The following is a 23054-nucleotide window of genomic DNA, read 5'->3' as shown; positions in this document are numbered from 1 at the left end:
CGGCCGTTACGCTCGGGGCAGGCCGCCTGCCGCTTTACTGGAACCGTTCATGAGCCTTCCCCTGCACGTTGCCGAAACCCGCCTGCTGCTCCCTGCCGGCCTCGATGCCGGCCAGCTGGAGCGCGCCTTCGGCACCCTGTTGGGGCCGGGCATCGATTTCGGCGACCTGTATTTCCAGCACAGCCGGCGCGAGAGCTGGACGGTCGAGGACGGCATCGTCCGCGACGGTGCGCATTCGATCGAACAGGGCGTCGGCGTACGTGCCATCAGCGGCGAGAAGACCGGCTTTGCGTACTCGGACGAGATCAACGCCACGGCCCTGCTCGATGCCGCCGGCTCGGCCCGGGCCATCGCCCGCGACGGCCGCCAGGTCGGTCCGCAGGCGCTGGTGCGCGGCAGCGGCCGCAGCCTGTATCCGGCCGAGGATCCCATCGACGGCTACGCGACCGAGGCCAAGGTCGAAGCGCTGCGACGCGTCGACCGGCTGCTGCGCGCGGCGGACCCGCGCGTGAAGCAGGTGATGGTAAGCCTGTCCGGCGGCGTCGACACCGTGCTGGTCGCACGCAGCGACGGCGTGCTCGCCGCCGACGTCAGGCCGCTGGTGCGGCTCAACGTGCAGGTCATCGTCGAGCAGGGCGACCGCCGCGAGAGCGGCTATGCCGGCGGTGGTGGGCGCTATGCCTATGCCGAACTACTGGACGGCGACCTGCCCGAGCGGCTCGCCCGCGAAGCCCTGCGCCAGGCCCTCGTCAACCTCGATGCCGTCGATGCGCCGGCCGGGGTGATGCCGGTGGTGCTGGGGCCGGGCTGGCCCGGCGTGCTGCTCCACGAGGCGGTCGGCCACGGTCTGGAGGGCGACTTCAACCGCAAGGGCACCAGCACCTACGCCGGACGCATGGGCCAGCGCGTGGCGTCGCCCGGCGTCACCATCGTCGACGACGGCACCCTGCCGGGACGGCGCGGTTCGCTCAATGTCGACGACGAAGGCACGCCGACCTCGTGCACCACGCTGATCGAGGACGGCGTCCTCGTTGGCTACATGCAGGACACCCTCAATGCCCGCCTGATGGGCATGGCCCCGACCGGCAACGGCCGCCGCGAATCCTTCGCGCACCTGCCGATGCCGCGCATGACCAACACCTACATGCTCGCTGGCCAGCATGATCCGGAAGAAATGATCCGCTCGGTGAAGAAGGGGCTGTACGCGGTCAACTTCGGTGGCGGCCAGGTTGACATCACCAGCGGCAAGTACGTGTTCAGCGCGACCGAGGCCTACCTGATCGAGGACGGCAAGGTCACCGCGCCAGTCAAGGGCGCGACACTGATCGGCAATGGGCCGGAAACCATGCAGAAAGTCCGCATGGTCGGCCATGACCTGGCCCTCGACGAAGGCGTGGGCGTGTGCGGCAAGGACGGCCAGAGCGTCCCGGTTGGCGTGGGCCAGCCCTCGCTGTTGATCGAAGGCCTGACGGTGGGCGGCACGCAGGCGTGATCGCGGCGCCTGCCCTGCATCCCAACGGCCCGTGCTCAACCCTCCTGTGCGTCGACCACCAGCTCGCGGATCGCACGGAACAGTTCACGGTAGGCACGCGGCGGCTTGTTGCGCTTGCGCTCGTCCAGCGCGTTGCGGACCAGTTGGCGCAGCTGTTGGCGATCGGCCGTGGGATGCGCGTCGATGAACGCGCCCAGCGCAGTGTCGCCTTCGTCCAGCAGGCGGTCACGCCAGGCTTCCGCGCGATGCATGGCCGCGACTTCGCGGCGGGCCGCGTCGCCGCTCTCGTCCAATGCGTCGCGGATCGCGTCCAGCACTTCGTCCTCTTCGCGCCGCATCTGCTTGGCCAGAAACGCCAGCTGGCGCTTGTGCGCGATGTGCGAGGTGATGCGGCGGGTCTCGCGGATGTGCGGCAGCAGCGACTCCGGGACCGGCAGGCGCTCGAGCTGCGCGTCGGTCAGTTCGGAGAGCTTGCGGCCCAGTTCCAGCACGTCCAGCGCTTCACGCCGCTGCTGGCTGCGGCTGGGGCCGCGGAATTCGCCGGAGTCTTCGTCGATGCCGCGCATGGTAAAGGGTCGCAGGAAGCCATGTAGGCCCCGGATTTTCGCGGATTGGCGGCGATAAAGCACGCCGGCTCCGCATTCGCATTCATCCCGGCGCCACCCGCGCTGGAACGTTCCAGTACCACGGTCCAGGACCAGGACAGCCCCTTGAACCCGATCACTGCCCATCCCGACGACTCCCAGGCCCGCCTCGACATGCTCGCAGGCCTGTCCGAGCGGCTGCTCGAGCATTGCCGTGCGGCCGGCGCCAGCCAGGCCGAGGTGTCCTGCAATGAAGACACCGGACTCAGCGTCAGCGTGCGCCAGGGCGAGGTGGAGACGGTCGAGGCCTCCCGCGACCGCGGCGTGGCCGTCACGGTCTACTTCGGCAAGCGCAAGGGCAGTGCCAGCACCGCGGATTTCGCCGATGCCAGCCTGGCGGCGACCGTCGAGCAGGCCTGTGCCATCGCCCGCCATACCGAGGATGACGAGGCGTCGGGCCTGGCGGACGCCGGGCTGATGGCCAGCGACCTGCGTGAGTTCGACAGCTGGCACCCCTGGTCGGTCGAACACGATCCGGACCGGGCCATCGCGCTGGCGCTGGCGGCGGAGCAGGCGGGGCGCGATGCAGACCCCCGGATCGGCAATTCCGATGGGACTTCGCTCGGGACCGGCACCAGCCTGGGCGTGTACGCGAACTCGCACGGCTTCATCGGCCGTGAGCGCAGCAGCCAGCATAGTCTGGGCAGCGCGTTCATCGCCGGCAGCGGCGACGGCATGCAGCGCGATGGCTGGTACAGCATCGGCCTCGCCGCCGAAGACCTCGAGGCGCCCGAGGCGATCGGCCGTCGTGCTGCAGAGCGCACCGTCGCCCGGTTGGAGCCGCGCCGTGTCGCCACCGGCCGCTATCCGGTCGTGTTCTCGGCGGAGATGGCGCGATCGCTGGTCGGCCACCTGCTGGGGGCGGTGGCGGGCGGCGCCCTTTACCGTCGCGCCAGCTTCCTGCTCGACAGCGCCGGCACCGCACTGTTCCCGGAGTGGTTCGGCATCGATGAACTTCCCTTCCTGGCGCGGGGCTTCCGCTCGGGCAGCTACGACGCCGAAGGCGTCGCGACGCGCGAGTCCGCCCTCGTGCGGCATGGTGTCCTGCAGCGTTACATCCTCGGTTGCTATTCCGCGCGACGGCTCGGCCTTGAAACCACGGCGAATGCCGGCGGCGTGCACAACCTCCAGGTGACCCACAATGCCGAGGGCCTCGATGCGCTGCTCAAGGGCATGGGGCGCGGACTGCTGGTGACCGAGCTGATGGGGCAGGGGGTGAACAACATCACCGGCGACTATTCGCGCGGCGCCGCGGGTTTCTGGGTGGAGGGCGGCGAGATCCAGCACCCGGTGGACGGCATCACCGTTGCCGGCAACCTGCGCGCCATGTTCGCGGCGATCGAAGGCGTCGGCGCCGACGTCGATCCTCGCTCGCACGTGCGCGTGGGTTCCATGCTGGTCGGTGGCATGACCGTGGCGGGCGAGGCATGAAACCGGGCAGGGGGCCGTCCGGCAGTTGACGGGCGACGGTGATCGGTCGACAGTGGCCGCACGATCCCAGGGAGCAGGACCATGAACGAAACCCACGACCCGAACGCCAACGGACCCACCCCGCCGCCGCACGCGGAACCGCCGCCCGCCTCGCCGCCGCCGTCCGCGCCGCCGCCCGGCACTTCGGAACAGAACCAGTGGGGCATGTTCGCCCACCTTGCGTCGCTGGTCGGCCTGATCATCCCGTTGGGCAACATCGTTGGCCCGCTGGTGGTTTGGCTTATCAAGAAGGACGAGATGGCGTTCGTCGACGACCAGGGCAAGGAGGCACTGAACTTCAACATCACCGTGGGCCTGATCGGCCTGGCGCTGTTCCTGCTGACGATCATCACCTTCGGTATCGGCGCGATCCTCACCGCACCGCTGGGCGTGGTGCTGGCCATCGCATGGATCGCGTTCACCATCATCGCGGCGATCAAGGCGAACGAAGGCCAGTCCTACCGCTACCCCTTCACGTTGCGACTGGTGAAGTAAGCATCGCCCGCAGTGCGTGACCCGACGCGCCGGCCCTTGGGCCGGCGTTGTCGTTCGTGTCGCGGATGTTCATGGCCTTGTCGGGGCGGGGCGATCAGCGATCGCGTTCGATCGCCAGGCGCCCCAGCGCGGCAAGCGGCGCACCGGCTTCGCCGAAGGGCGAGAGCGCATCGTCCATGGTCGCGGCCAGGTCGCTGAGCAGGCAGCGTGAAGCGGCCATGCCGATCAGCGCGGGGAAAGTGGCCTTGGCCTGGGCCTCGTCCTTGCCGGCGGTCTTTCCAAGCGTCCGGCTGTCGCCTTCGATGTCGAGGATGTCGTCGCGGACCTGGAAGGCCAACCCGAGGGCACGGGCGAAGCGGTCCAGCGTTTCGAGCGTGGCGACATCCGCGTGGCCGCACAGCGCCCCCATGCGCACCGCGGCGCGGATCAGGGCGCCGGTTTTCATCGCATGCAGGCGTTTCAGGGCCTCCAGCGAGATCACGTGGCCGTTGCCGGTCGCGTCCAGGTCCAGGGCCTGGCCTCCGCACATCCCGGAAACGCCGGAGGCCGAGGCCAGCGTCCGGAGCAGCTCGACGCGGGTGGCCGCGTCGACGGGCGCATGGGCGAGGACCTCGAACGCGAGCGCCTGGAGGGCATCGCCGGCCAGCACCGCGGTCGCGTCGTCGAAGGCCACGTGCACGGTGGGCTGTCCCCGGCGCAGCGCGTCGTCGTCCATGCAGGGCAGGTCGTCGTGTACCAGGGAGTAGGCATGCACGAGCTCCACCGCCATCGCGGGGGCATCCAGCGTGCCTGCCTCCGCGCCGGACAGGTGGCCGCTGGCATGGACCAGCAGCGGACGCATCCGCTTGCCGCCCAGCAGGACCGCATGGCGCATCGCGGCGTGGAGACGGCTGGGGGGCGTGGCGGGGTCGGGCAGTGCGCTGGACAGCGCGGCGTCCACCCGCGCGCGCCAGCCCTCGAACAGCGACTCAGGCATTGCCGCCGGTCGTCTCGTCGGCGGCAAAAGGCGGCGCGTCGTCGGGGGACTGTGGATCGCTGAGCAGGCGCACGCGCAACTCGGCCTGCTCGAGGGCGGCCTGGCAGCGGCGGTACAGGCCAACGCCGCGCTCGTAGGCCGCCAGCGAGTCTTCGAGGCTCATTTCACCCTGCTCCATCTTCTCCACGAGATGCTCGAGCGCATCCAGGGATTGTTCGAAATCGGCGACCGGAGAGGGTTCGGGGGCGGCTTTGCGTGGCATGCGGGCAAGTGTGAAGCGATGCCCGGGACGGGTCAACGTGGAGGGATCGCCGCCGTCAGCCGCCCGCTTCTCCGTCCTGCCAGTGCAGGCGCGCTCCGCGCTCACGCAGCCATGCATCGAAACCGGCATCGTAGGCAAAGTCGGCGGCGGCGATCACCCGGCCGCCGGCGTCGAGCAGCAGCGGCAGGCGTTCGCGCACCCAGGGCGGTACCTCCAGCCCCTGCAGGACATGCTTGAGGGCATGCTCATGCGAGCGCCCGGGCAGCCGGATCCGTTCGCCCCCCTGCCGGGCGCGCACCCGCAGCGCTTCGGGCAGCCGGGGGGCGCCCTCGAGGCGGAGCACGCCTCCGCCGGGGAGCGCGAGCGGGTGCGTGCCGTCCCATGGCAGGTCCAGGGTGGCGGGGAGCGGCGGGGTTTCCCGGCCCGCATGCAGGCAATCGCGCCAGCGTCGGATGCGCGCACCGGCCCATCGGAAGCTGGCGACGGCATCCGCGCGTGCATCCAGCAGGTCACGTTCGACACGCCGGATGCCCTGCGCCGGCAGCGCGGGCAAGCCGAGCGCGTGTACCCAATGGCGGAGCACGCGTGCACGCCGGGCCGCGGGGAGAGCCAGGAGCGCCGCGACGTCCAGGCGCGACGGGTCGCTCCGCTGGACCTGCTCGAGGGCTTCGATGTCGCCATGCCGCAGCAGGTGGGCGGCATCGCCGGCCAGCGTCGCGCTGGTGGCAAGGGCGGCGCCGGCATGCGGCCAGCGCTCCGCGAGCAGCGGCAGGACCCGGTGCCGCAGGAAGTTCCTGTCCATGCATGGGTCCTCGTTGGAGGGGTCTTCGATCCATTCCAGCCGGTGCGCTTCTGCATAAGCCCGCAGCACATCGCGGGGGTGCTGCAGCAGGGGGCGCCACAGCCAGCCGCGACCGCAGCGTCGCCAGGCCGGCATCCCGGCCAGGCCCTCGGGACCGGATGCCCGCAAGGCACGCAGCAGGAAGGTTTCCGCCTGGTCGTCCCGGTGGTGCGCGAGGACCATCACCTCGCCTTCGACAAGCGTGTGTTCGAAGGCCGCATGGCGGGCCTTGCGGGCGGCGCCTTCCAGGCCCAGGCCGGAATCGCGCGGGACCTCCACGCGCAGGTGCCGGAGAACGATGCCCAGGCGGTCGCACAGGGTCTGGCAATGCGCGGCCCACGCGCCGGCGTGCGGGTGCAGGCCATGGTCGACATGCACCGCCGAGAGGCCCTGGCGCCGCTGTGCGGGATCGTTCGCCAGGCGATGCAGCAGCACGGTGGAATCCAGGCCGCCGCTGAGCGCGACGCGCAACGGGGCGTGGCCGGGAAGGGCCGCGGGGCGTGCAGGCAGGATCAGGTCGGCGACCATGGCGCCGGTGGCGGATCAGGCCGCCTCGTATGCCCCATAGCTGCGCAGCCGCTTGTAGCGACGCTCCAGCAGCTCGTCCTGGGGCAGGGCTTCCAGCGCGTCCAGCTCGTTGAGCAGCACCGCCTTGAGGCGCGTGGCCATCTGCCGGGGGTTGCGGTGGGCGCCGCCGATCGGCTCCCGGACCACCTTGTCGATCAGGCCCAGTCCGTGCAGCCGCTTGGCGGTGAGCCCCAGCTGTTCCGCCGCATCCTTGGCCCGGGCGGCATCGCGCCAGAGGATCGAGGCGCACCCCTCCGGGGTGATGACCGAATAGGTGCTGTACTCCAGCATCAGCGTGCGGTCGCCCACGCCGATCGCGAGCGCGCCGCCGGAGCCGCCCTCACCGATGACCGTGCACAGGATCGGGGTGCGCAGTTCGCTCATCTCAAGCAGGTTGCGCGCGATCGCCTCGGATTGCCCGCGTTCTTCCGCACCGATGCCCGGGTAGGCGCCGGGTGTATCGATGAAGGTGATCAGCGGCAGCTTGAAGCGCTCGGCGAGCTTCATCAGGCGCAATGCCTTGCGGTAGCCCTCGGGACGCGGCATGCCGAAGTTGCGGCGTACCTTGGACTTGGTGTCGCGGCCCTTCTCGTGGCCGATGACCACGACGCTGCGGCCGTCGATGCGCGCAAGGCCACCGACGATGGCGGCATCGTCCTTGAACGCCCGGTCGCCGGCGAGTTCCTCGAACTCGTCGCAGATCACCCGCAGGTAGTCCATCGTGTAAGGCCGGGCCGGGTGCCGCGCCAACTGTGAGATCTGCCAGGGCGACAGGTCGCGGAAGATCTGGGCGGTACGCTGGCGCAGCTTGTCCTGGAGCGCGTGCACCTCGGCATCCACATCCACCGCCGGTCCATGGCTGGCGTGGCGCAGTTCCTGGATCTTGGCTTCCAGGTCCGCAATGGGCTGCTCGAAATCGAGGTAGTTGGGATTCATGCGTCGAGGTGTTCTGGGCCAGGGGCCGCCGGGGCAAGGGGACAGTCTAGCCGACCCCCTGCTTCCATACCGAGCCGTCCGGTAGGGCGGCGGAGCGCCGGTCCGGCACCCCGCCGTGGCCGATCATTCGGCGACGCAGCCCAACCAGGCGTCGTTGTCGAGCTCCCAGTGGGTGTTCCAGCACAGCTTCACCTTCGGGATGATGCAGGTGTCGTCGTCCTCGTCGACCAGCTTCACGTCGTAGGTGTCGCACTGGATGTTGGTCAGGCGCCAGGTTTCGCCCGCATCCAGGACCTTGTCGTCCAGCTGGTCGTTGCCCCATTCGCTGTTGGAGCTGCGGGACACGTACACGTAATAGATGTCCCACATGGAGTTGTTGGTGATCTTGAGCTCCGTGGCCCCCACCGGCGCAGCCGGAGCGAGTGCCAGCAGCAGCGCTGCGAGCAGGTACTTCTTCATTCGGTTTTCCCCCTGTGACATGGATCCGGCTCCCCGGCCGGCAAGAATAGTGAACCCGATCACGTCCACGGGTGCAAATCAGCCGGGCAGGGCCGCTCAAACGACGCCGCTCGCTTGCAAGGGAGTGATCGAAAGGGGCTTGCGGGTCGACTCGGCCCTGGGCTCTTCTCGGCGCAGGGGCACGCGTGCGGTAAGACGGATCGCCGTCGTTCAGCCCCAGGGCCTTGCCAGCGCCAGTTTGACCGCACGCACGCCGGGCAGGGCGCGCAGGTGGCCGATGAGGTCGGCATCGACGCGGACGCCATGGCTGCCGTTGAGGTCGAGCATGCCGGCGGCACCGTCGCGCAGCAGGTCCAGGCGAAGCGGCGTCTTTCCGGGCCGGTGCGGAGCGAGCACGGCATCGACCCTGTCGAGGATGCCCTCGACCCGCAGGTCCAGCCGCAGCGACAGCCGTTGTGCCTGCTGGTGGCAGACCGCGGCGTAGTCCCAGCAGCGGTTGGCCTTCAGGGCGAAGCCCCCGCTGAAGCTGTCCTCGCGCAGCCCGCCCTGGACGACGAGCAGGCGATCGCGGGTGAACAGGGTGGCGTGCTCGGTATAGCTCTCGCCGAAGAAGGCGCATTCCAGGCGTCCGCGGCCGTCTTCGAGTTGCACGAACATCTGGCTGTCGCCCTTCTTGCGCAGGCCCGTCACCTGGCCGGCGACGACGGTCTCCACTTCGGGCCGCCAGCCGCTGCGGGCAGACTCCGGACGGGACGACCAGATCGCGTCGAGGGCGCCCAGATCGTGCCCCACCAGCGCCTTGACCTCGTCGCGGTAGGGGTCGAACGGGTGTCCACTGAGGTAGTGGCCGAGCGTGTCGCGTTCACCCTGCAGCAACTGGGCGAGCGGCCACTCGTCGGACTCGGGCAGGTCGATGTGCAACTCGGCCACCGGCGACTCGCCGCCGCCGAACAGCGAGACCTGGCCCGCCGCGCGCTCGCGGGCGAGCTGCTCGGTGGCCTTCATTGCCTCCGGGATCTGCAGGGCGAGGCTGGCGCGGTTGCGGCCCAGGCCCTGCAGGGCCCCCGCCTGGTTCAGCGCTTCGAGCGCACGCCGGTTGAGACGGTTGCCGTCGACGCGCTTGCAGAAGTCGAGCAGGTCGGCGAACGGCCCGGCGCGGCGCGCCTCGACGATCGCCTCGCAGACGCCGCGGCCGACGCCCTTCACCGCGCCGAGCCCGTAGCGGATCGTCCCCGGCGCGGTGGCTTCGAACATGTACTCGGAATGGGCGACGTCCGGCGGCAGCACCTCCAGGCCCATGACCCGGCACTCGTCGAGGAAGCCGGTCACCTTGTCGGTATTGTCCATGTCGGACGACAGCACCGCGGCCATGAACTCGGCCGGGTGGTGCACCTTCAGCCAGGCGGTCTGGTAGGCCACCAGCGCATAGGCGGCCGAGTGCGACTTGTTGAAGCCGTACTCGGCGAACTTCTCCATCAGGTCGAAGATCGGCGTGGCGACCTTCGCGTCGATGCCGCGTTCGGCGCAGCCGGCCTCGAACTTGGCGCGCTCCTTCGCCATTTCCTCGGCCTTCTTCTTGCCCATCGCGCGGCGCAGCAGGTCGGCGCCGCCCAGCGAATAGCCCGCCAGGACCTGGGCGATCTGCATCACCTGTTCCTGGTAGACGATGACGCCGTAGGTGGGCGAGAGCACCGGCTCCAGCAGCGGGTGCGGGTAGCTGACCTCGGCGCGGCCGTGCTTGCGGTCCACCCACTCCTTGTCCATCCCCGAGCCGAGCGGACCGGGGCGGAACAGCGCGGCGAGCGCGATGATGTCCTCGAAGGTGTCGGGCATCGCGCGCTTGAGCAGTTCGCGCATGCCGCGGGATTCGAACTGGAACACCGCCACGGTGTCGCCGCGCGCGAACAGTTCGTAGCTCGCGGTGTCGTCGAGCGGCAGCGCGGTGATGTCGAGCAGCGGTTCGCCGGCCTTCGCCAGTCGCGCATTGATCGCCTTGACCGCCCAGTCGATGATCGTCAGCGTGCGCAGGCCCAGGAAGTCGAACTTCACCAGGCCCACCGCCTCGACGTCGTCCTTGTCGAACTGCGTCACCGGATTGCGGCCGCGGCCCTCGCCGTCGTGTTCGGCGTACAGCGGGCAGAAATCACTGAGCGGACTGGGCGCGATCACCACGCCGCCGGCGTGCTTGCCGGCGTTGCGGGTCAGGTCCTCGAGGCTGCGCGCGAGGTCGATGAGGTCGCGGACCTCCTCGTCGCTGTTGTAGCGCTCGATCAGGTCGGGCGACGCGAGACCCTCGCTGGTGCGCGACTTCTCGGTCTCGCCCATCGCGTCGTCGAGGCTGATGCCCAGGGTGTTGGGGATCAGCTTGGCGATGCCGTCGACCAGGCCGTAGGGATGGCCGAGCACGCGGCCGGAGTCGCGCACCACCGCCTTCGCCGCCATCGTGCCGTAGGTGATGATCTGGCTGACCCGGTCGCGGCCGTACTTGCGCGCGACGTAGTCGATCACCTCGTCGCGGCGGTCCATGCAGAAGTCGATGTCGAAGTCGGGCATCGACACGCGTTCGGGGTTGAGGAAACGCTCGAACAGCAGGTCGTAGGGCAGGGGGTCGAGGTCGGTGATGCCCAGGGCCCACGCGACCAGCGAGCCGGCACCCGAACCACGCCCCGGGCCGACCGGGATGTCGTGCTGTTTGCCCCAGTTGATGAAGTCCGCAACGATCAGGAAGTAGCCCGGGAACCCCATCGTGATGATGACGTCCAGCTCGGTCTCCAGGCGCTCGTCGTAGTCCTCGCGGGTCTTGCCCTCCGCCAGCGGCGCCTTCTCCAGGCGCTTGCGCAGGCCCTCGCGCGCCTCGTTGCGCAGCCAGGACTCGATGGTGTGTTCGGCCGGTACCGGGAACGCCGGCAATGCGTACTCGCCGAGCTTCATCTCGACGTTGCAGCGCATCGCCAGCGCGACCGCGTTGTCGATCGCGTCGGGCGCGTCGTGGAACAGCGCGCGCATCTCGTCCGTCGACTTCAGGTACTGCTCGGCGGTGTAGTCCCGGGGCCGCCGCGGGTCGTCGAGGACGCGGCCGGAGGCGATGCAGACGCGGGCCTCGTGCGCTTCGAAGCCATCGCGGTCGAGGAACCGCACGTCGTTGCTGGCGACCACCGGCAACCCGCGCTTGGACGCGGCGTGCAGGGCGAAGGCGTTGAAGGCTTCCTCGCCGTCGCGGCCGGCGCGGGTCAACTCCAGGTGCAGGCGCTCGCCGAACACGCCCTGCCAGTCGGCCAGCCAGGCTTCCGCGTGCTCGTGTTTGCTGGCGACCGTCAGGCGTCCGGCCAGGCTGTGGCGCCCGGCCAGCACGAACAGCCCGGCGTTGTCCTCGCGCAGCCACTCCGGGCGCATTGCCACGCTGTCATGGCGGTGGCCCTCCATCCAGACGCGCGTGAGCAGGCGCGACAGGGTCAGGTAGCCGTCGCGGTCGCGGCAGAGCAGGGTCAGGCGCGAGGCCTCTTCGTTGCCGTCCGCCAGGCCGATGTCGGCGCCGATGATCGGCTTGATGCCCGCGCCTTCGGCCTTGCGGTAGAACTTCACCGCGGCAAAGACATTGTTGATGTCGGTGATCGCCACCGCCGGCTGGTCCAGCTCGACGCTGCGCTTGACCAGCTCGCCGATGCGGACGGTGGAGTCGGCCAGCGAGTATTCGCTGTGCAGGTGGAGGTGGACGAATCGGGATGCGGACATGCCTGCCTGGGCGGTGGTGACGTGCCCAGGGAGCGGGCGATGGAACGGTCACCGCAGGTTAGCAGCCCGGGGCGGCGGCACAAGGCTTGACGACGCACCCTCCGCCGGTCCCGCGTCCGGCCGTGATGGGGCCGGCGCGGGAGGCTCGCCGGTCACGCGACGACGCGGAAGCGGTCGTCGGGGCCGGGGCGGGTGTCGATGTAGTGCGCGTCGCGGACGCGGGCGTTGTGCTGCAGCTGCGCCAGCTCGGCCAGGCGGTCGCGCAACCAGGCGTCCTGTTGGCTGGCGGCGTCGCCCTCCGGATGCGTCTCGCGGCGATAGTCGCAGAAGTCCCGGTACTCTTCGGTCTCGGCCTCGAAGGCGGGCCACGTGAGATCGAACAGCAGGACGTCGTCGAGGTACCCCAGCAGCGGCGTCCGGTGGGGGATGAGGCCGGCGTCGTCGTCGAGGTAGGCAAGCATCCGGACGGCGCGGGCGCGGGCGCCCGCCGGCGTCTCCCAATCGGGATCGGCCAGCATCGCACGCACCCATTCGATCCGGTCGAGCCGGGTCTGCATGAGGCCGCGGGCCTCCGGCAGGGGTTGTGCCACCAGCCATTCGGCCAGCGCCTGCAGGCGGGGGATGTCCACGCGCGGCGCATCCGGATTGACTTCGTGCACCAGCGCGTCGAAGGCGGCCACCTGGGCGGGCTGCCAGGACATCACCGCGTCGTTGGCGGACGGAGGCGTCGCGTCCGGGCCGAAGGGCAGCGGCGGCTCCAGGGGGTTCAGCAGGGAAGTTCTCATGACGCACCTCCATGGCCGGCACGGCGTGGGCGGGGAGGGCGGGACGGGCGGGCCGGCGGTGCGCCGCGTCCCGGCAGTCGGGGAAGGGCGCCGCCTGCGGCGGACCGCCCTTGCATCGGGATGCATGGACATCCTCCCGAACCCCGAGCCTACGCCCAAGTGCAGCAAGGCAGGGTGACCATCGGCCGGTTCCGCCACGGGGCCGCCGCGCCTGTCCGACGGACGGCGCCCCGCGCACGGAATCTTCGTCGCGGCACGCCTCAGTGCACCCGGAACAGCGGCGCGCGCTCGGGCAGGTAGGTGCATTCGCGCACGCGCCGGTGGTGCTGGACAAGCGCCATTTCGGCACGTCCGGCGGATTCCCAGTCATTCCGGTCCATGTGGAAGGAGGCCGGCGCCAGGCCGCGCAGCTGTGCTTCGATGCGGCGGATCCGGCAGAAGTCCAGGTAGTCCGCGACTTCATCGGCCAGGAGAGGCCACGCGGTGCGGATGACGATGGCGTCGTCCAGCCGCCCGACGCGGGGCAAGCCGTCCGGGATCAGGTCGTCGTTCCCGCGGACATAGGCGATCACCTTGCGCGCGGTCTCTCCCGCCTCGTTGGCGGCCCGCCAGTCGCGATCGGCTTCCATGCACACCAGCGCGGTGGCCCGGCGCATCTGTTCGGTGATGCAGCGCGGTGCGGCGGTTCCAGTGGACCGGTCGTTCAGCTCGCGCGCGGCGGTGGCGATGCGGTCGGCATCCAGGCCCTGCGCGTCCGGGTCGATGCTGTTCAGGTAAGCGTTGAAGCGGGCCAGCGCAGCCGGGGCCAGGTCGAAGCGGTCGATCAGGTGGCGACGGTGCGGAGAGGCGGTCGGGCCGTCCAGGACGGTCGGCAAGGGCAGCGTGTCATTGAAATGGACGATGGCGTTCATGGCGTTGCTCCGGGGAGATGCACCCCAGTCGGGTGCGGCTCCAGATTCCGCCTTAACGTTTTTGCGGTCATGATGGGCAATTGAGACTTACGTCACCTTTCTCATTGGGTGGTGATGCAGTCATGAGGTTTTCATGATGGAGCCCGGAAACCCCGCCACGATGGGCCCTGCGCCGCCGTCGCGCTACCGGTTCGCCGACGTGACCGTCGATGTCGCCGCCCATACGGTGACCCGGGGCGGCGAGGACTGCGCGCTCGAGCCCAAGGCGTTTGCAGTGCTGCTGGAGCTCCTGCGGCACGCGGGGGACATGGTGGCCAAGGACGATCTGCTCGATGCGGTGTGGGGGCACCGGCATGTCACCCCCGGGGTCCTGACCCGTGCGATCGCGCAGCTGCGATCCGCGTTGGGCGACGACGCCCACGATCCCCGGTTCATCCAGACCCATCACGCGCTGGGTTACCGCTTCATCGCCGGGCTGGAGGTCGAGGCGCCGGCGCCGGCGAGTGGCGCCGCGGCCCTGCCCGCGAGGGAGGACGCCGCGGCCATGCCGGACCCCGCCGGGCCGGTAACCGCGCCTGCACGCCCACGTGCCTGGCGTTGGGGACTCGCCGCGCTTGTCCTCGTGGGGGCGCTCGCCGGTGCGGGTGCGTGGGTGCACTGGCGCTCACCGGAACGCCTCCCTCCGGCCGAGGCGTCGGTTGCGGTACTCCCGTTCAGCACGCTCAGCGGTGCGCCCGGGGATGCCTATTTCGCCGAGGGTCTGGCCGTCGAGATGCACGGGGCGCTGGCCGGCGTGCCCGGCCTGAAGGTCGCCGCGCTGCAGCCCGCCGAGGGCCGCCGCGAGGGGGACGTACGCGTGCTCGGACGTCGCCTGGGCGTGGCGACGGTGCTCGATGCCAGTGTCCGCCGCGAGGGCCAGCGCATGCGCATCGACGCACGATTGAGCGACACCCGGAATGGTTTCGTGCTCTGGAGCCAGACCTACGATCGCGACGCCAGCGACATCTTCGCGACCCAGAGCGAGATCGCACGCGAGGTGGTACGGGCGCTGCTCGGCGTGCTGCCCCCGGACGTGCCGGCGCTGGATCGTCGCCTGCGCCCAACCGCCGACCTGGCCGCCTATGAGCCGTACCTGCATGGTCTCAACCTGCTGCGGGGCACCGCGTCCCTGTCAGAACTGGCCGAGGCACGCCGCGCCTTCGAGGCGGCGCTGGAGCGCGACCCGCGGTTCGCGCGGGCGCAGGCCGGCCTGTGCCGCGTCGGCATCAGAGAGTTCGAGGCGAAGCGCGACGTCGGGCTGTACGACGCCGCGCAGGCCACCTGCATGAAGGCCGCGCGGATGGATCCTGCGCTGGGCGAGGTCAGTCTGGCGCTGGGCGACCTGTATGCCTCGCGGGGGGAGGCGGACGCGGCCCGCAAGGCCTACGAGGACACGCTCCACGACACCGCCCTTCGACCGGCCGCCTACATCGGCCTCGGCCGGCTGGCCGGCACGCGCGACGAGGATGCCCTCGCGATGGACTATTTCGAGCGTGCCCGGCAACTGCAGCCCGGTTCCGCTGCCATCCATCGCGAGATCGGCTACCAGCACTACCTGAAAGGACGCCTGGCCGATGCCATCGCGTCGTTCCGCGTCGCCACCACGCTGTCCCCCGACGACGCGGGCCTGTGGAGCAGCCTGGGCGGGCTCCACCTCGCGAACGGCGAGCGCGAGCCTGCCGCAGCGGCCTTCGAACGCTCGCTTTCGATAGAACCCGGCTTCGCCGCGCTGAGCAACCTGGGCACCTTGCGGTACGAACAGGGTGAATACGACGAGGCGGCGGCCCTCTACTCGCGCGCGAGCGAGCTCAATCCCGGCGATTACCGGATGGTCGGCAACATCGCGGATGCCCTCGCGGCGTCATCCGGCGGGCGTGGGCGCGCGAACGCCGCCTACCGCCGCGCGGCGGAGATGGCCGGACGTTACGTCGCGATCCGTTCTGACGATGCGGAGGCGAAGGCATGGCTCGCCTGGTACCGCGCCAACCTCGACGACGAGGCGGCGGCGCGGCGCTGGCTGGAGGATGCGCGCCGGCTGGGCACCGCACGTGCCGAAGTGGCGCTGCTGGGTGCGATGGTGCATGCCCGCCTGGGCGACAGGGATGCCGCCCGCGAGTCGATGCAGGAAGCGCGCGCGCTGGACGTGGCGGAAGCCCGGCTCCAGGCCGCGCCGGTCCTGCGGCAGGTCACGGGGGGACAGGAGATCGCGTCGCAGGGAGGCGGTTGAAGCCGCACCCACCGCCCGTACCGGGCCCCATGAGGAGGTTCCATGTCCACCGCCACCCACGCGACCCGGCTGGTCGCGCTCGGCCTGTGCACGTCGCTTGCCGGCTGCTCCGGCTGCGCGACCACCCCGTCTCCCGCACCGGCCGCGTCTCCCTACGGCGACGCCTGTCCCGCATCCCCGTCCGTCGCCAGCAGCAAGGTCCATGTACGGGTGACGTTTCCCGCGCCGGGGGGGCCACCGTCCACGTCGCCGGCAAGCTGCTACGTGACCCGCGGCACCGACGTCTACCTCGTGACGGACGAAGGCGTGAACGTGCCGTTCGCGATCCAGTTCAAGCAGGCCGGCACGTCGCTGGTCGCCGCCGACGCCCGCAATCCAAGCCCGGGAACGCCCGGCGTTTGGGAAGGGTCCCAGGCGGGGGTCAACCGACAGGCCCTGCTGCTCGAAGCGGATGCCAACCCCGGCAACTACCCCTACAACATCCGCGCGAACGGACACACCGTCGATCCCGTGATCATCATCAGGCTCCGTTGAGCCGATCGACCGCCCGGCGCACCGGCGCGAAGCTCCTGCGGTGCGCCGGGCAGGGCCCATGCGCGGCCAGTGCCGCGAGGTGCGCGGGCGTCGGATAACCCTTGTGCACGTCGAAGCCGTACCGCGGCCAGTCGACATGCAGCGCGACCATCGCGCGGTCGCGCGCGACCTTGGCGAGGATCGAGGCCGCCATGATCGCCGGGTCGAGTGCGTCGCCGCCCACGAGCGCCTCGGCGGCGCAGGGCAGGCGGGGCGGGAGTCGATTCCCGTCGACGCGCACGAAGGTCGCGGCAGGGCTCAGGGCCTCCACGGCACGAGTCATGCCCTGCAGGGTCGCCTGCAGGATGTTCAGCCGGTCGATCTCCAGCGCCGGGACGAGTTCGACGTGCCAGGCGAGGGCGCGTTCCTGTATGAGCGGAAACAAGGCCTCGCGGCGCTTCCCGCTCAGGCGCTTCGAATCGTCGAGGCCATCGATCGGACGTGCCGGGTCCAGGATCACGGCCGCGACTGCGACCGGGCCGGCAAGTGGGCCACGCCCGGCCTCGTCGACGCCCGCGATCCGCGCCCGGGCCGCATCCGGCGCCTCGAACAGGTCGGCCGTGCTGCTCAAGGCGACGCCTCGAGCAGTTCGCTGATCGCGCGCGCTGCTTCGTGGGAGGCGTCGCGACGCAGGGCTTCGTGCAGTTCGCGGAACCGCTGCGACGGCCCGTCGGCAAACGCCGGCGCACGCGCACTCGCCAGCGCCGCGAGCGTCGCCTCGACCAGCCGGTCGGTGGTGAACCGGTCCTGCATCAGCTCCGGCACGATGGCCTCGCCGGCCAGCACGTTCGGCAATGCGTAGTGGTCGACCTTCAGCATGCCCAGGCCCTTGACGATGCGATAGGTGAGGGGGGCGACCTTGTAGCCCACCACCATCGGCCGCTTCGCCAGCATGGCCTCCAGGGTCGCCGTGCCGGAGGCCAGCAGGATCGCATCGCTGGCGATCATTGCCTGCCGGGCCTGGCCGTCGATCAGGTGCAGCCCCTCGATGCCGTCCACCAGCGGCTCGAGTGCAGCGCGGCAACCTGCATTGGCGGCCGGCACGACCACCTGCAGGCCGGGCATCCCCGCGACGATCCAGCGTGCCGCGTCGAGGAACGTAGGCGCCAGGCGCTCGATCTCGCCGAGCCGGGATCCGGGTAGCAGGGCCAGTACCGGCGCCTCCTCGTCAAGCCCGAGTGCCTTGCGGGCGGCGCTTCGGTCCGGGTCCATCGGCATCTCGTCCGCCAGCGGATGGCCGACGAAGCGGGCGTTCACCCCATGGCGTGCATAGATCGGCGGTTCCATGGGGAAGAGACACAGCACGAGTTCCGCCGACTCGCCGATCCTCGCGGCGCGCTTCTCACGCCATGCCCAGACCGACGGGCTGACGTAATGAACCGTCCGCAGGCCGCGCTGCCTGAGCCAGCGCTCGACGGGCAGGTTGAAGTCGGGCGCATCGATGCCGATGAACACATCCGGCTGCCACTCGAGCAGTCGCTGGCGCAACTCGCGACGCAGGCGGAGCAGGCGGGGCAGGTGGCGGAGCACCTCGGCCAGGCCCATGACCGCCAGCGCATCGGACGGATACCATGTATCGACGCCCGCCGCCTGCATGCGCGGGCCGGCGACGCCGGCGAATATCGCGTCGGGATAGCGTTCGCGCAGTGCGTCGACGAGTCCCGCGCCCAGCAGGTCGCCGGAGGCTTCGCCCGCGACCAGCGCGATGCGCCGCGGACGGGCGTGGAGGGGCGGGTGCAGGGCGGTCGGGTCGGTCGGCATGTCGCCGGCATGATAGCCGGGTGGCACGGCGTGGCGCCTTCAGCGCAGGAGCGGGCGTTCGCCGTTGTCGATGAACTCAAGCAGTGCGCGCACGTCATCGCTGTCGGCGGCCAGTTCGGCAAGCTTCGCGCGGGCCTCGTCCAGCGAAGCACCGCCCATGTAAAGCGCCCGATAGGCGCGCTTGATGGCGGCGATGCGCGTGGCGTCGAAACCCCGTCGCTTCAGGCCTTCGCTGTTGATGCCGCGTGGCCGCCCGTAACCGTCCTGGGCGACCATCACGAAGGGTGGGACATCGCCGTTGACGAAGGCCCCCATCCCGATGAAGGCGTGCGCGCCGATCCGGCAGAACTGGTGCACCCCGGCGAAGCCGCTGAGGATGACATGGTCGCCGACGGTGACGTGGCCGGCCAGCGTCGCATTGTTCGAGAAAACGCACTGGTTGCCGACGACGCAGTCGTGGGCGACGTGGGTGTAGGCCAACAGCCAGTTGTCGTCGCCGACGCGGGTGATGCCACCGCCGGTGCCGGTACCCCGGTTGACCGTCACGAACTCCCGGAAGGTGTTGCGGTCGCCGATCACCAGCTCGACGCGTTCGCCGGCGAACTTCTTGTCCTGCGGCTCGCCGCCGATCGCGCAATGGCCGATGAACCGGTTGTCGCGTCCGATCGTGGTCGGTCCGGCGACCGAGCAATGCGGGCCGAACTCGCAGCCGTCGCCCACCACCACGTCGTTGCCGATGTGGCAGAACGCACCGACGCGGACTTCGTTGCCGAGGCTGGCGCCCTTCTCGACGACCGCGGACGGGTGGACGATGGCGCTCATGTCAGGCCTTCACCTCGGCGCACAGGATGTCGGCGCAGGCCGCCTGCTCGCCGTCCACGCGTGCGACGCCGTTGTAGAGGGCCATGTTGCGGATGGTGCGCTTCAGCGTGACCTCCAGCTCCAGCCTGTCGCCCGGCACGACCATGCGGGAGAACTTCGCATTGTCGATCTTCACCAGGTAGAACAGCCGGCCATCGGCCGAGCCGCCCGACGACAGCTGCGTCAGCAGGCCGCCGGCCTGGGCGAGCGCTTCCACGACCAGCACGCCCGGCATCACCGGGTGGCCCGGGAAATGCCCATTGAAGAAGGGTTCGTTGATGCTCACGTTCTTGTAGGCGAGCACGCGCTCGTTCGGCGTCAGCTCGACCACCCGGTCGACGAGAAGGAACGGGTAGCGGTGCGGGATCAGCGTCTGGATGGTCGTGACGTCGACCGGGAGCTGTACGGTGGAACTCATGCGGATGTGTCCTTGCGTGGAGGGCGGGCGCGCGTCGGCGCGGCCGTGGTGCCGTCAGGCATCGCCGCGGGGCAGGCGGCGGGCGAGGGCATCGAGCTGGCGGAACCGTGCGGCATTGCGGCGCCAGCTGCGATTGTCCATCAATGGCGTGCCCGAGGAATACTCACCGGGTTCGCGTATCGAAGAGGTGACCAGGCTCATCGCGGTGACCGTCACCCGATCGCAGATCTCGATGTGGCCCACCACGCCGGCCCCGCCGCCAATCAGGCAGTAACGGCCGATGCGTGCACTGCCGGCCACCGCCACGCAGCCCGCCATCGCCGTATGGGCGCCGACGACCACGTTGTGGCCGATCTGGATCTGGTTGTCGAGGCGCACGTCGTCGCCGAGCACGGTGTCCTCGATCGCGCCGCGGTCGATGCAGGTATTGGCGCCGATCTCGCAGTCGTCACCGACCACCACGCCGCCCAGCTGCGGCACGTTGAGCCAGCGGCCCTCGTTCATCGCCAGGCCGAAGCCATCGGCGCCCAGTACCGCGCCGGGATGGATGCGCACGCGTTGGCCCAGCCGGACGCGTACCACCAGGGTGACGCGCGCCACCAGCTCGCAGCCTTCGCCGACCACGCAATCCTCGCCGATCACGCAGCCCGGGCCGATCCGGGCACCGGCGTCCACCCGGCTGCGTGCGCCAATGCTGACGAACGCGCCGACCTGCGCATCCGGCGAGACGCTTGCATCGGGATGGACGTCGGCGGAGGGGTGCAGGCCCGCGGGCCATTCCGGACGGGGCGCGAACAGGGCGGCGATCCGCGCGAAGGTCGCATAGGGGTCGCGGGCGACCAGCGCCGTGCCGGGGAATCCCGCGGCATCCGCCTCGCGCATCACCACCACCCCGGCATCGCACGCAGCGAGCTGCCCGCGGTACTTCGGATTGGCGAGGAACGCGAGTTGCCGCGGGCCCGCGCCTGCCAGCGTGCCCACGCCTTCGATGCGCGCCCCGGCATCGCCGCGGACCTCGAGCCCGAAGCGTTCCGCCAGCTCGGCGGCGGAATGCGAAGGGGCGCTCATGCAGGAAGGACCGGCGTTCGCGGGCGTCAGAACGCGCCGCCGAAGGTGAACTGCAGGCGCTCGATCTCGTCGCCGTCTTCCTTCTGGAAGGGGTAGGCGTAGCTGATCGAGATCGGACCCATCGGCGAGCGCCACAGCAGGGCGACGCCGGTCGATGCCCGGAATTCGCTCGCATCGAACGCATCGACGTCGCGGTACACGTTGCCGAAGTCGACGAAGGCCGACACGCGGGCCCCCGGGCTGTCGAACAGCGTCGGGAAGATCATCTCCAGCGAGCCGATCGTCTTGAAGGCGCCACCGACCGGCTGCAGGTAGGTGCTGCCGGCGAAGGGGGCCTCGCGCGGTCCCAGGGTGTTGTCGCGGAAGCCACGCACCGAGCGCACGCCACCGGCGTAGAAGTTCTCGAAGAACGGCAGGCCGTCGGCGGTCAGCGTCTCCACGTAGTCGGGCGACCCGGTCTCGCACGGTTCGGTGGGGTCCGGGCCGGGCACGTAGGTATCGAGGATGCCGTCGCCATTGGTGTCCTCATAGGTGCCCGCGGTGTAGCAGACGTTGCGGACCACCGGATCCTGGTAGGCATCGCCGTAGCCGAGTTCGCCGCGGGTGTTCAGCACCAGCCAGCGCGACAGCGGCCAGTACTTCGAGATGTTGTACTGGATCTTGTAGTACTCGACCGTCGAGCCCGGCAGGGTCGCCTCCAGCCACAGGCGCTGCGAAGTGCCGCGGGTCGGCGTCAGCGCATTGTTGAGCGTGTTGCGTGCCCAGCCGATCTCGCCGCGCCAGGCATGGAACGTGCGCTGGCCGATCGCGTCGATGTAGTCGACGATCGACTCCGGCGTCTGCCCACGGAAGGCGGTGATGGTGTTCTTGTCGATGCCGAACAGGCCGGTGATCGATCCGGTCTCGGTGATTGGGATCCCGAACACGGCCTGCGCCGCGCCGTTCTCGCTGTTGTATTGCGCGGTGTTGAACTCGCCGTAGTCGTAGTCGCGGAACCACAGGTTGTAGCCCAGCGACATGCCGTTGTCGGTGAAGTACGGGTTGACGTACGAGAAGTTGTAGCTGTTGTAGTAGTCGCTGCGCTGCGCCTGCACCGACATCCGGTTGCCGGTGCCGAGGAAGTTCTCCTGCGACAGCTGCACCTGCGCGCTCAGGCCGCCGAGCTGCGAGTAGCCGAGGCCGAACACGAAGCTGCCGGACGTGGTTTCCTTCAGGTTGTAGACCACGTCGACTTCGTCGTTGCTGCCGGGTACCGGCTGGGTGTCGACCTCGACTTCCTCGAAGTACCCCAGTCCCTGGAGGCGGATCTTGGAGCGGTCGATCGCGGCCTGCGAATACCACGCACCCTCGAACTGGCGCATTTCGCGGCGGAGGACCTCGTCGCCGGTACGGGTGTTGCCCTTGAACACGACGTGCCGGACGTTGACGCGCGGGCCCGGCACGACCTGCAGGTTGATGCCGACGGTCTTGTTCTCGCGGTCGATGTCCGGGATCGTGTTGACCTGCGCGAACGCGTAGCCGACGTTGCCCAGGGTCGCGGTGATCGCGTCGGAGCTCACTTCCAGCAGGCGCCGGGAGAAGGTCTGCTCGGGCTGCACGAGCACCAGCCGCTCGACCTGTTCCTTGGGCAGGACCGTGTCGCCGGTGACCTCGACGCTGGAGACCGTGTACTTCTCGCCCTCGGTGATGCCGGCGGTGATGTACATGTCCTGGCGGTCGGGGCTGATGGACACCTGCGGCGAATCGATGCTGACGTCGACATAGCCACGGTCGAGGTAATACGAGTTGAGCTTCTCCAGGTCGCCGGAGAACTTCTCGCGGGAATACTGGTCGTCGCGGCGGTACCAGCTCAGCCAGTTGCTCTCGCGCGACTCCCAGCCCGCCAGGATGTCCTTCTCCTCGAAACTGTCGTTGCCCACGATGTTGACGTGGCGGATCTTCGCGGCCTTGCCTTCCTTGACGTTGATCTTCAGGTCGACGCGGTTGCGATCCAGCTCGGTCACCTCCGGGGTGATCTCGACGTTGTACTTGCCGCGGTTGTTGTACTGCCGGGTCAGCTCCTGGGTGACGCGGTCGAGCGCGAGGCGGTCGAAGGTGTTGCCTTCCGACAGGCCGATGTCGTTCAGGCCCACCAGCAGCTGCTCGGTCTCGATGTCCTTGTTGCCTTCCAGGGTCAGCCGGTTGATGGCCGGACGCTCGCGGACCTGGACCACCAGGATGCTGCCCTGGCGGTACAGGCTCACGTCCTCGAAGAAGCCGGTGCCATACAGGGCGCGGATCGCCTCGCCCGCGCGGGCGGAGTCGAGGGTGTCCCCCCGTTCCACCGGCAGATAGGTGAACACGGTGCCCGCCGCGATGCGCTGCAGGCCGTCGACACGGATGTCGCTGACGGTGAAGCTGCCGGCGGGGGCGGACGCGAGCGGGCTGGTGGCCGGGGCCGGGTCCGTCGCCTGCGCCATTGCGGGGAGCACCACGGCGGGATACAGGGCGGTGGTCAGGGCAAGGGCCAGCAGGCGGCGATTGGGTGTTCGCGTCAT

20 protein-coding genes are annotated in these 23054 nt (G+C 69.8%); 5 read left to right on the top strand and 15 right to left on the bottom strand.

What is annotated here, in order from left to right; translation table 11 throughout:
• Positions 1-49 precede the first annotated feature (49 nt).
• A complete protein-coding gene (gene tldD / locus H4F99_RS13025) occupies positions 50-1492 on the top strand; it encodes a metalloprotease TldD (protein WP_182670178.1) in 1443 nt (480 codons plus the stop codon).
• Between the two features lie 35 nt (positions 1493-1527).
• Here the strand turns inward: tldD and yjgA are convergent, their stop codons facing one another.
• Complete coding sequence (gene yjgA / locus H4F99_RS13020) at positions 1528-2058, bottom strand: ribosome biogenesis factor YjgA (RefSeq protein WP_182670177.1); 531 nt, start codon at positions 2056-2058, stop codon at positions 1528-1530.
• 192 nt (positions 2059-2250) lie between these two features.
• Here yjgA and pmbA point away from each other — a divergent pair, with 192 nt between their 5' ends.
• Entirely contained in the window at positions 2251-3567 is a 1317-nt protein-coding gene (pmbA, locus tag H4F99_RS13015) for a metalloprotease PmbA (protein WP_182670314.1), read from the top strand.
• An 81-nt stretch (positions 3568-3648) separates the two neighbouring features.
• Positions 3649-4101, top strand: a complete 453-nt coding sequence (locus H4F99_RS13010; protein WP_343064220.1) for a DUF4870 domain-containing protein — start codon at positions 3649-3651, stop codon at positions 4099-4101.
• Between the two features lie 94 nt (positions 4102-4195).
• Here the strand turns inward: H4F99_RS13010 and H4F99_RS13005 are convergent, their stop codons facing one another.
• The 8 genes from H4F99_RS13005 to H4F99_RS12970 form a co-directional block, all read right to left on the bottom strand.
• On the bottom strand, positions 4196-5077 hold the full coding sequence (locus H4F99_RS13005) for a polyprenyl synthetase family protein (protein WP_182670176.1): 882 nt from the start codon (positions 5075-5077) through the stop codon (positions 4196-4198).
• On the bottom strand, positions 5070-5339 hold the full coding sequence (locus H4F99_RS13000) for an exodeoxyribonuclease VII small subunit (RefSeq protein WP_182670175.1): 270 nt from the start codon (positions 5337-5339) through the stop codon (positions 5070-5072). Before H4F99_RS13000 ends, H4F99_RS13005 begins: the two co-directional genes overlap by 8 nt.
• 55 nt (positions 5340-5394) lie before the next feature.
• Positions 5395-6708, bottom strand: coding sequence for a tRNA lysidine(34) synthetase TilS (gene tilS / locus H4F99_RS12995; RefSeq protein ID WP_182670174.1), 1314 nt, complete (start codon positions 6706-6708; stop codon positions 5395-5397).
• A 15-nt stretch (positions 6709-6723) separates the two neighbouring features.
• The gene (locus H4F99_RS12990) at positions 6724-7683 is read right to left on the bottom strand and encodes an acetyl-CoA carboxylase carboxyltransferase subunit alpha (RefSeq protein ID WP_182670173.1); all 960 of its coding nucleotides are present in this window, start codon (positions 7681-7683) and stop codon (positions 6724-6726) included.
• A gap of 123 nt (positions 7684-7806) precedes the next feature.
• Entirely contained in the window at positions 7807-8142 is a 336-nt protein-coding gene (locus tag H4F99_RS12985; RefSeq protein ID WP_182670172.1) for a hypothetical protein, read from the bottom strand.
• Between the two features lie 210 nt (positions 8143-8352).
• A complete protein-coding gene (gene dnaE / locus H4F99_RS12980) occupies positions 8353-11874 on the bottom strand; it encodes a DNA polymerase III subunit alpha (RefSeq protein WP_182670171.1) in 3522 nt (1173 codons plus the stop codon).
• A gap of 152 nt (positions 11875-12026) precedes the next feature.
• Positions 12027-12659 (bottom strand): YkvA family protein, encoded by a 633-nt coding sequence (locus tag H4F99_RS12975; RefSeq protein WP_182670170.1) that lies wholly within the window; start codon positions 12657-12659, stop codon positions 12027-12029.
• A 260-nt stretch (positions 12660-12919) separates the two neighbouring features.
• A complete protein-coding gene (locus tag H4F99_RS12970) occupies positions 12920-13570 on the bottom strand; it encodes a YkvA family protein (RefSeq protein WP_182670169.1) in 651 nt (216 codons plus the stop codon).
• A 133-nt stretch (positions 13571-13703) separates the two neighbouring features.
• On the opposite strand from H4F99_RS12970, the gene H4F99_RS12965 reads away from it, so the two are divergent.
• Together H4F99_RS12965 and H4F99_RS12960 are read left to right on the top strand one after the other, a co-directional pair.
• A complete protein-coding gene (locus H4F99_RS12965) occupies positions 13704-15836 on the top strand; it encodes a tetratricopeptide repeat protein (protein ID WP_182670168.1) in 2133 nt (710 codons plus the stop codon).
• 42 nt (positions 15837-15878) lie between these two features.
• On the top strand, positions 15879-16370 hold the full coding sequence (locus H4F99_RS12960; protein WP_182670167.1) for a hypothetical protein: 492 nt from the start codon (positions 15879-15881) through the stop codon (positions 16368-16370).
• On the opposite strand, the gene rnhB is transcribed toward H4F99_RS12960, so the two are convergent.
• From rnhB to bamA, 6 genes are read right to left on the bottom strand one after another with little or no spacing between them, the layout of a single operon-like run.
• Entirely contained in the window at positions 16357-16980 is a 624-nt protein-coding gene (gene rnhB, locus H4F99_RS12955; RefSeq protein ID WP_182670166.1) for a ribonuclease HII, read from the bottom strand. The two genes, H4F99_RS12960 and rnhB, sit on opposite strands and share 14 nt — an antisense overlap.
• Positions 16977-18170, bottom strand: a complete 1194-nt coding sequence (gene lpxB, locus H4F99_RS12950; RefSeq protein ID WP_182670310.1) for a lipid-A-disaccharide synthase — start codon at positions 18168-18170, stop codon at positions 16977-16979. The genes rnhB and lpxB overlap by 4 nt, the downstream gene beginning before the upstream one ends.
• 39 nt (positions 18171-18209) lie before the next feature.
• Positions 18210-18992, bottom strand: a complete 783-nt coding sequence (gene lpxA, locus H4F99_RS12945) for an acyl-ACP--UDP-N-acetylglucosamine O-acyltransferase (protein WP_182670165.1) — start codon at positions 18990-18992, stop codon at positions 18210-18212.
• Position 18993: 1 nt separating this feature from the next.
• On the bottom strand, positions 18994-19449 hold the full coding sequence (gene fabZ, locus H4F99_RS12940) for a 3-hydroxyacyl-ACP dehydratase FabZ (RefSeq protein ID WP_182670164.1): 456 nt from the start codon (positions 19447-19449) through the stop codon (positions 18994-18996).
• A 54-nt stretch (positions 19450-19503) separates the two neighbouring features.
• Positions 19504-20517, bottom strand: a complete 1014-nt coding sequence (gene lpxD / locus H4F99_RS12935) for a UDP-3-O-(3-hydroxymyristoyl)glucosamine N-acyltransferase (protein WP_182670163.1) — start codon at positions 20515-20517, stop codon at positions 19504-19506.
• 26 nt (positions 20518-20543) lie between these two features.
• Positions 20544-23054 carry an outer membrane protein assembly factor BamA gene (gene bamA / locus H4F99_RS12930; protein WP_182670162.1) on the bottom strand — a complete coding sequence of 837 codons (2511 nt, stop codon included), beginning with the start codon at positions 23052-23054 and terminating at the stop codon, positions 20544-20546.

This window comes from Marilutibacter penaei (genome assembly GCF_014145395.1).
Lineage (GTDB): Bacteria > Pseudomonadota > Gammaproteobacteria > Xanthomonadales > Xanthomonadaceae > Marilutibacter > Marilutibacter penaei.
The sequence above is the reverse complement of the archived record's forward strand: the minus strand, read 5'-3'. Positions and strand labels throughout refer to the sequence as shown.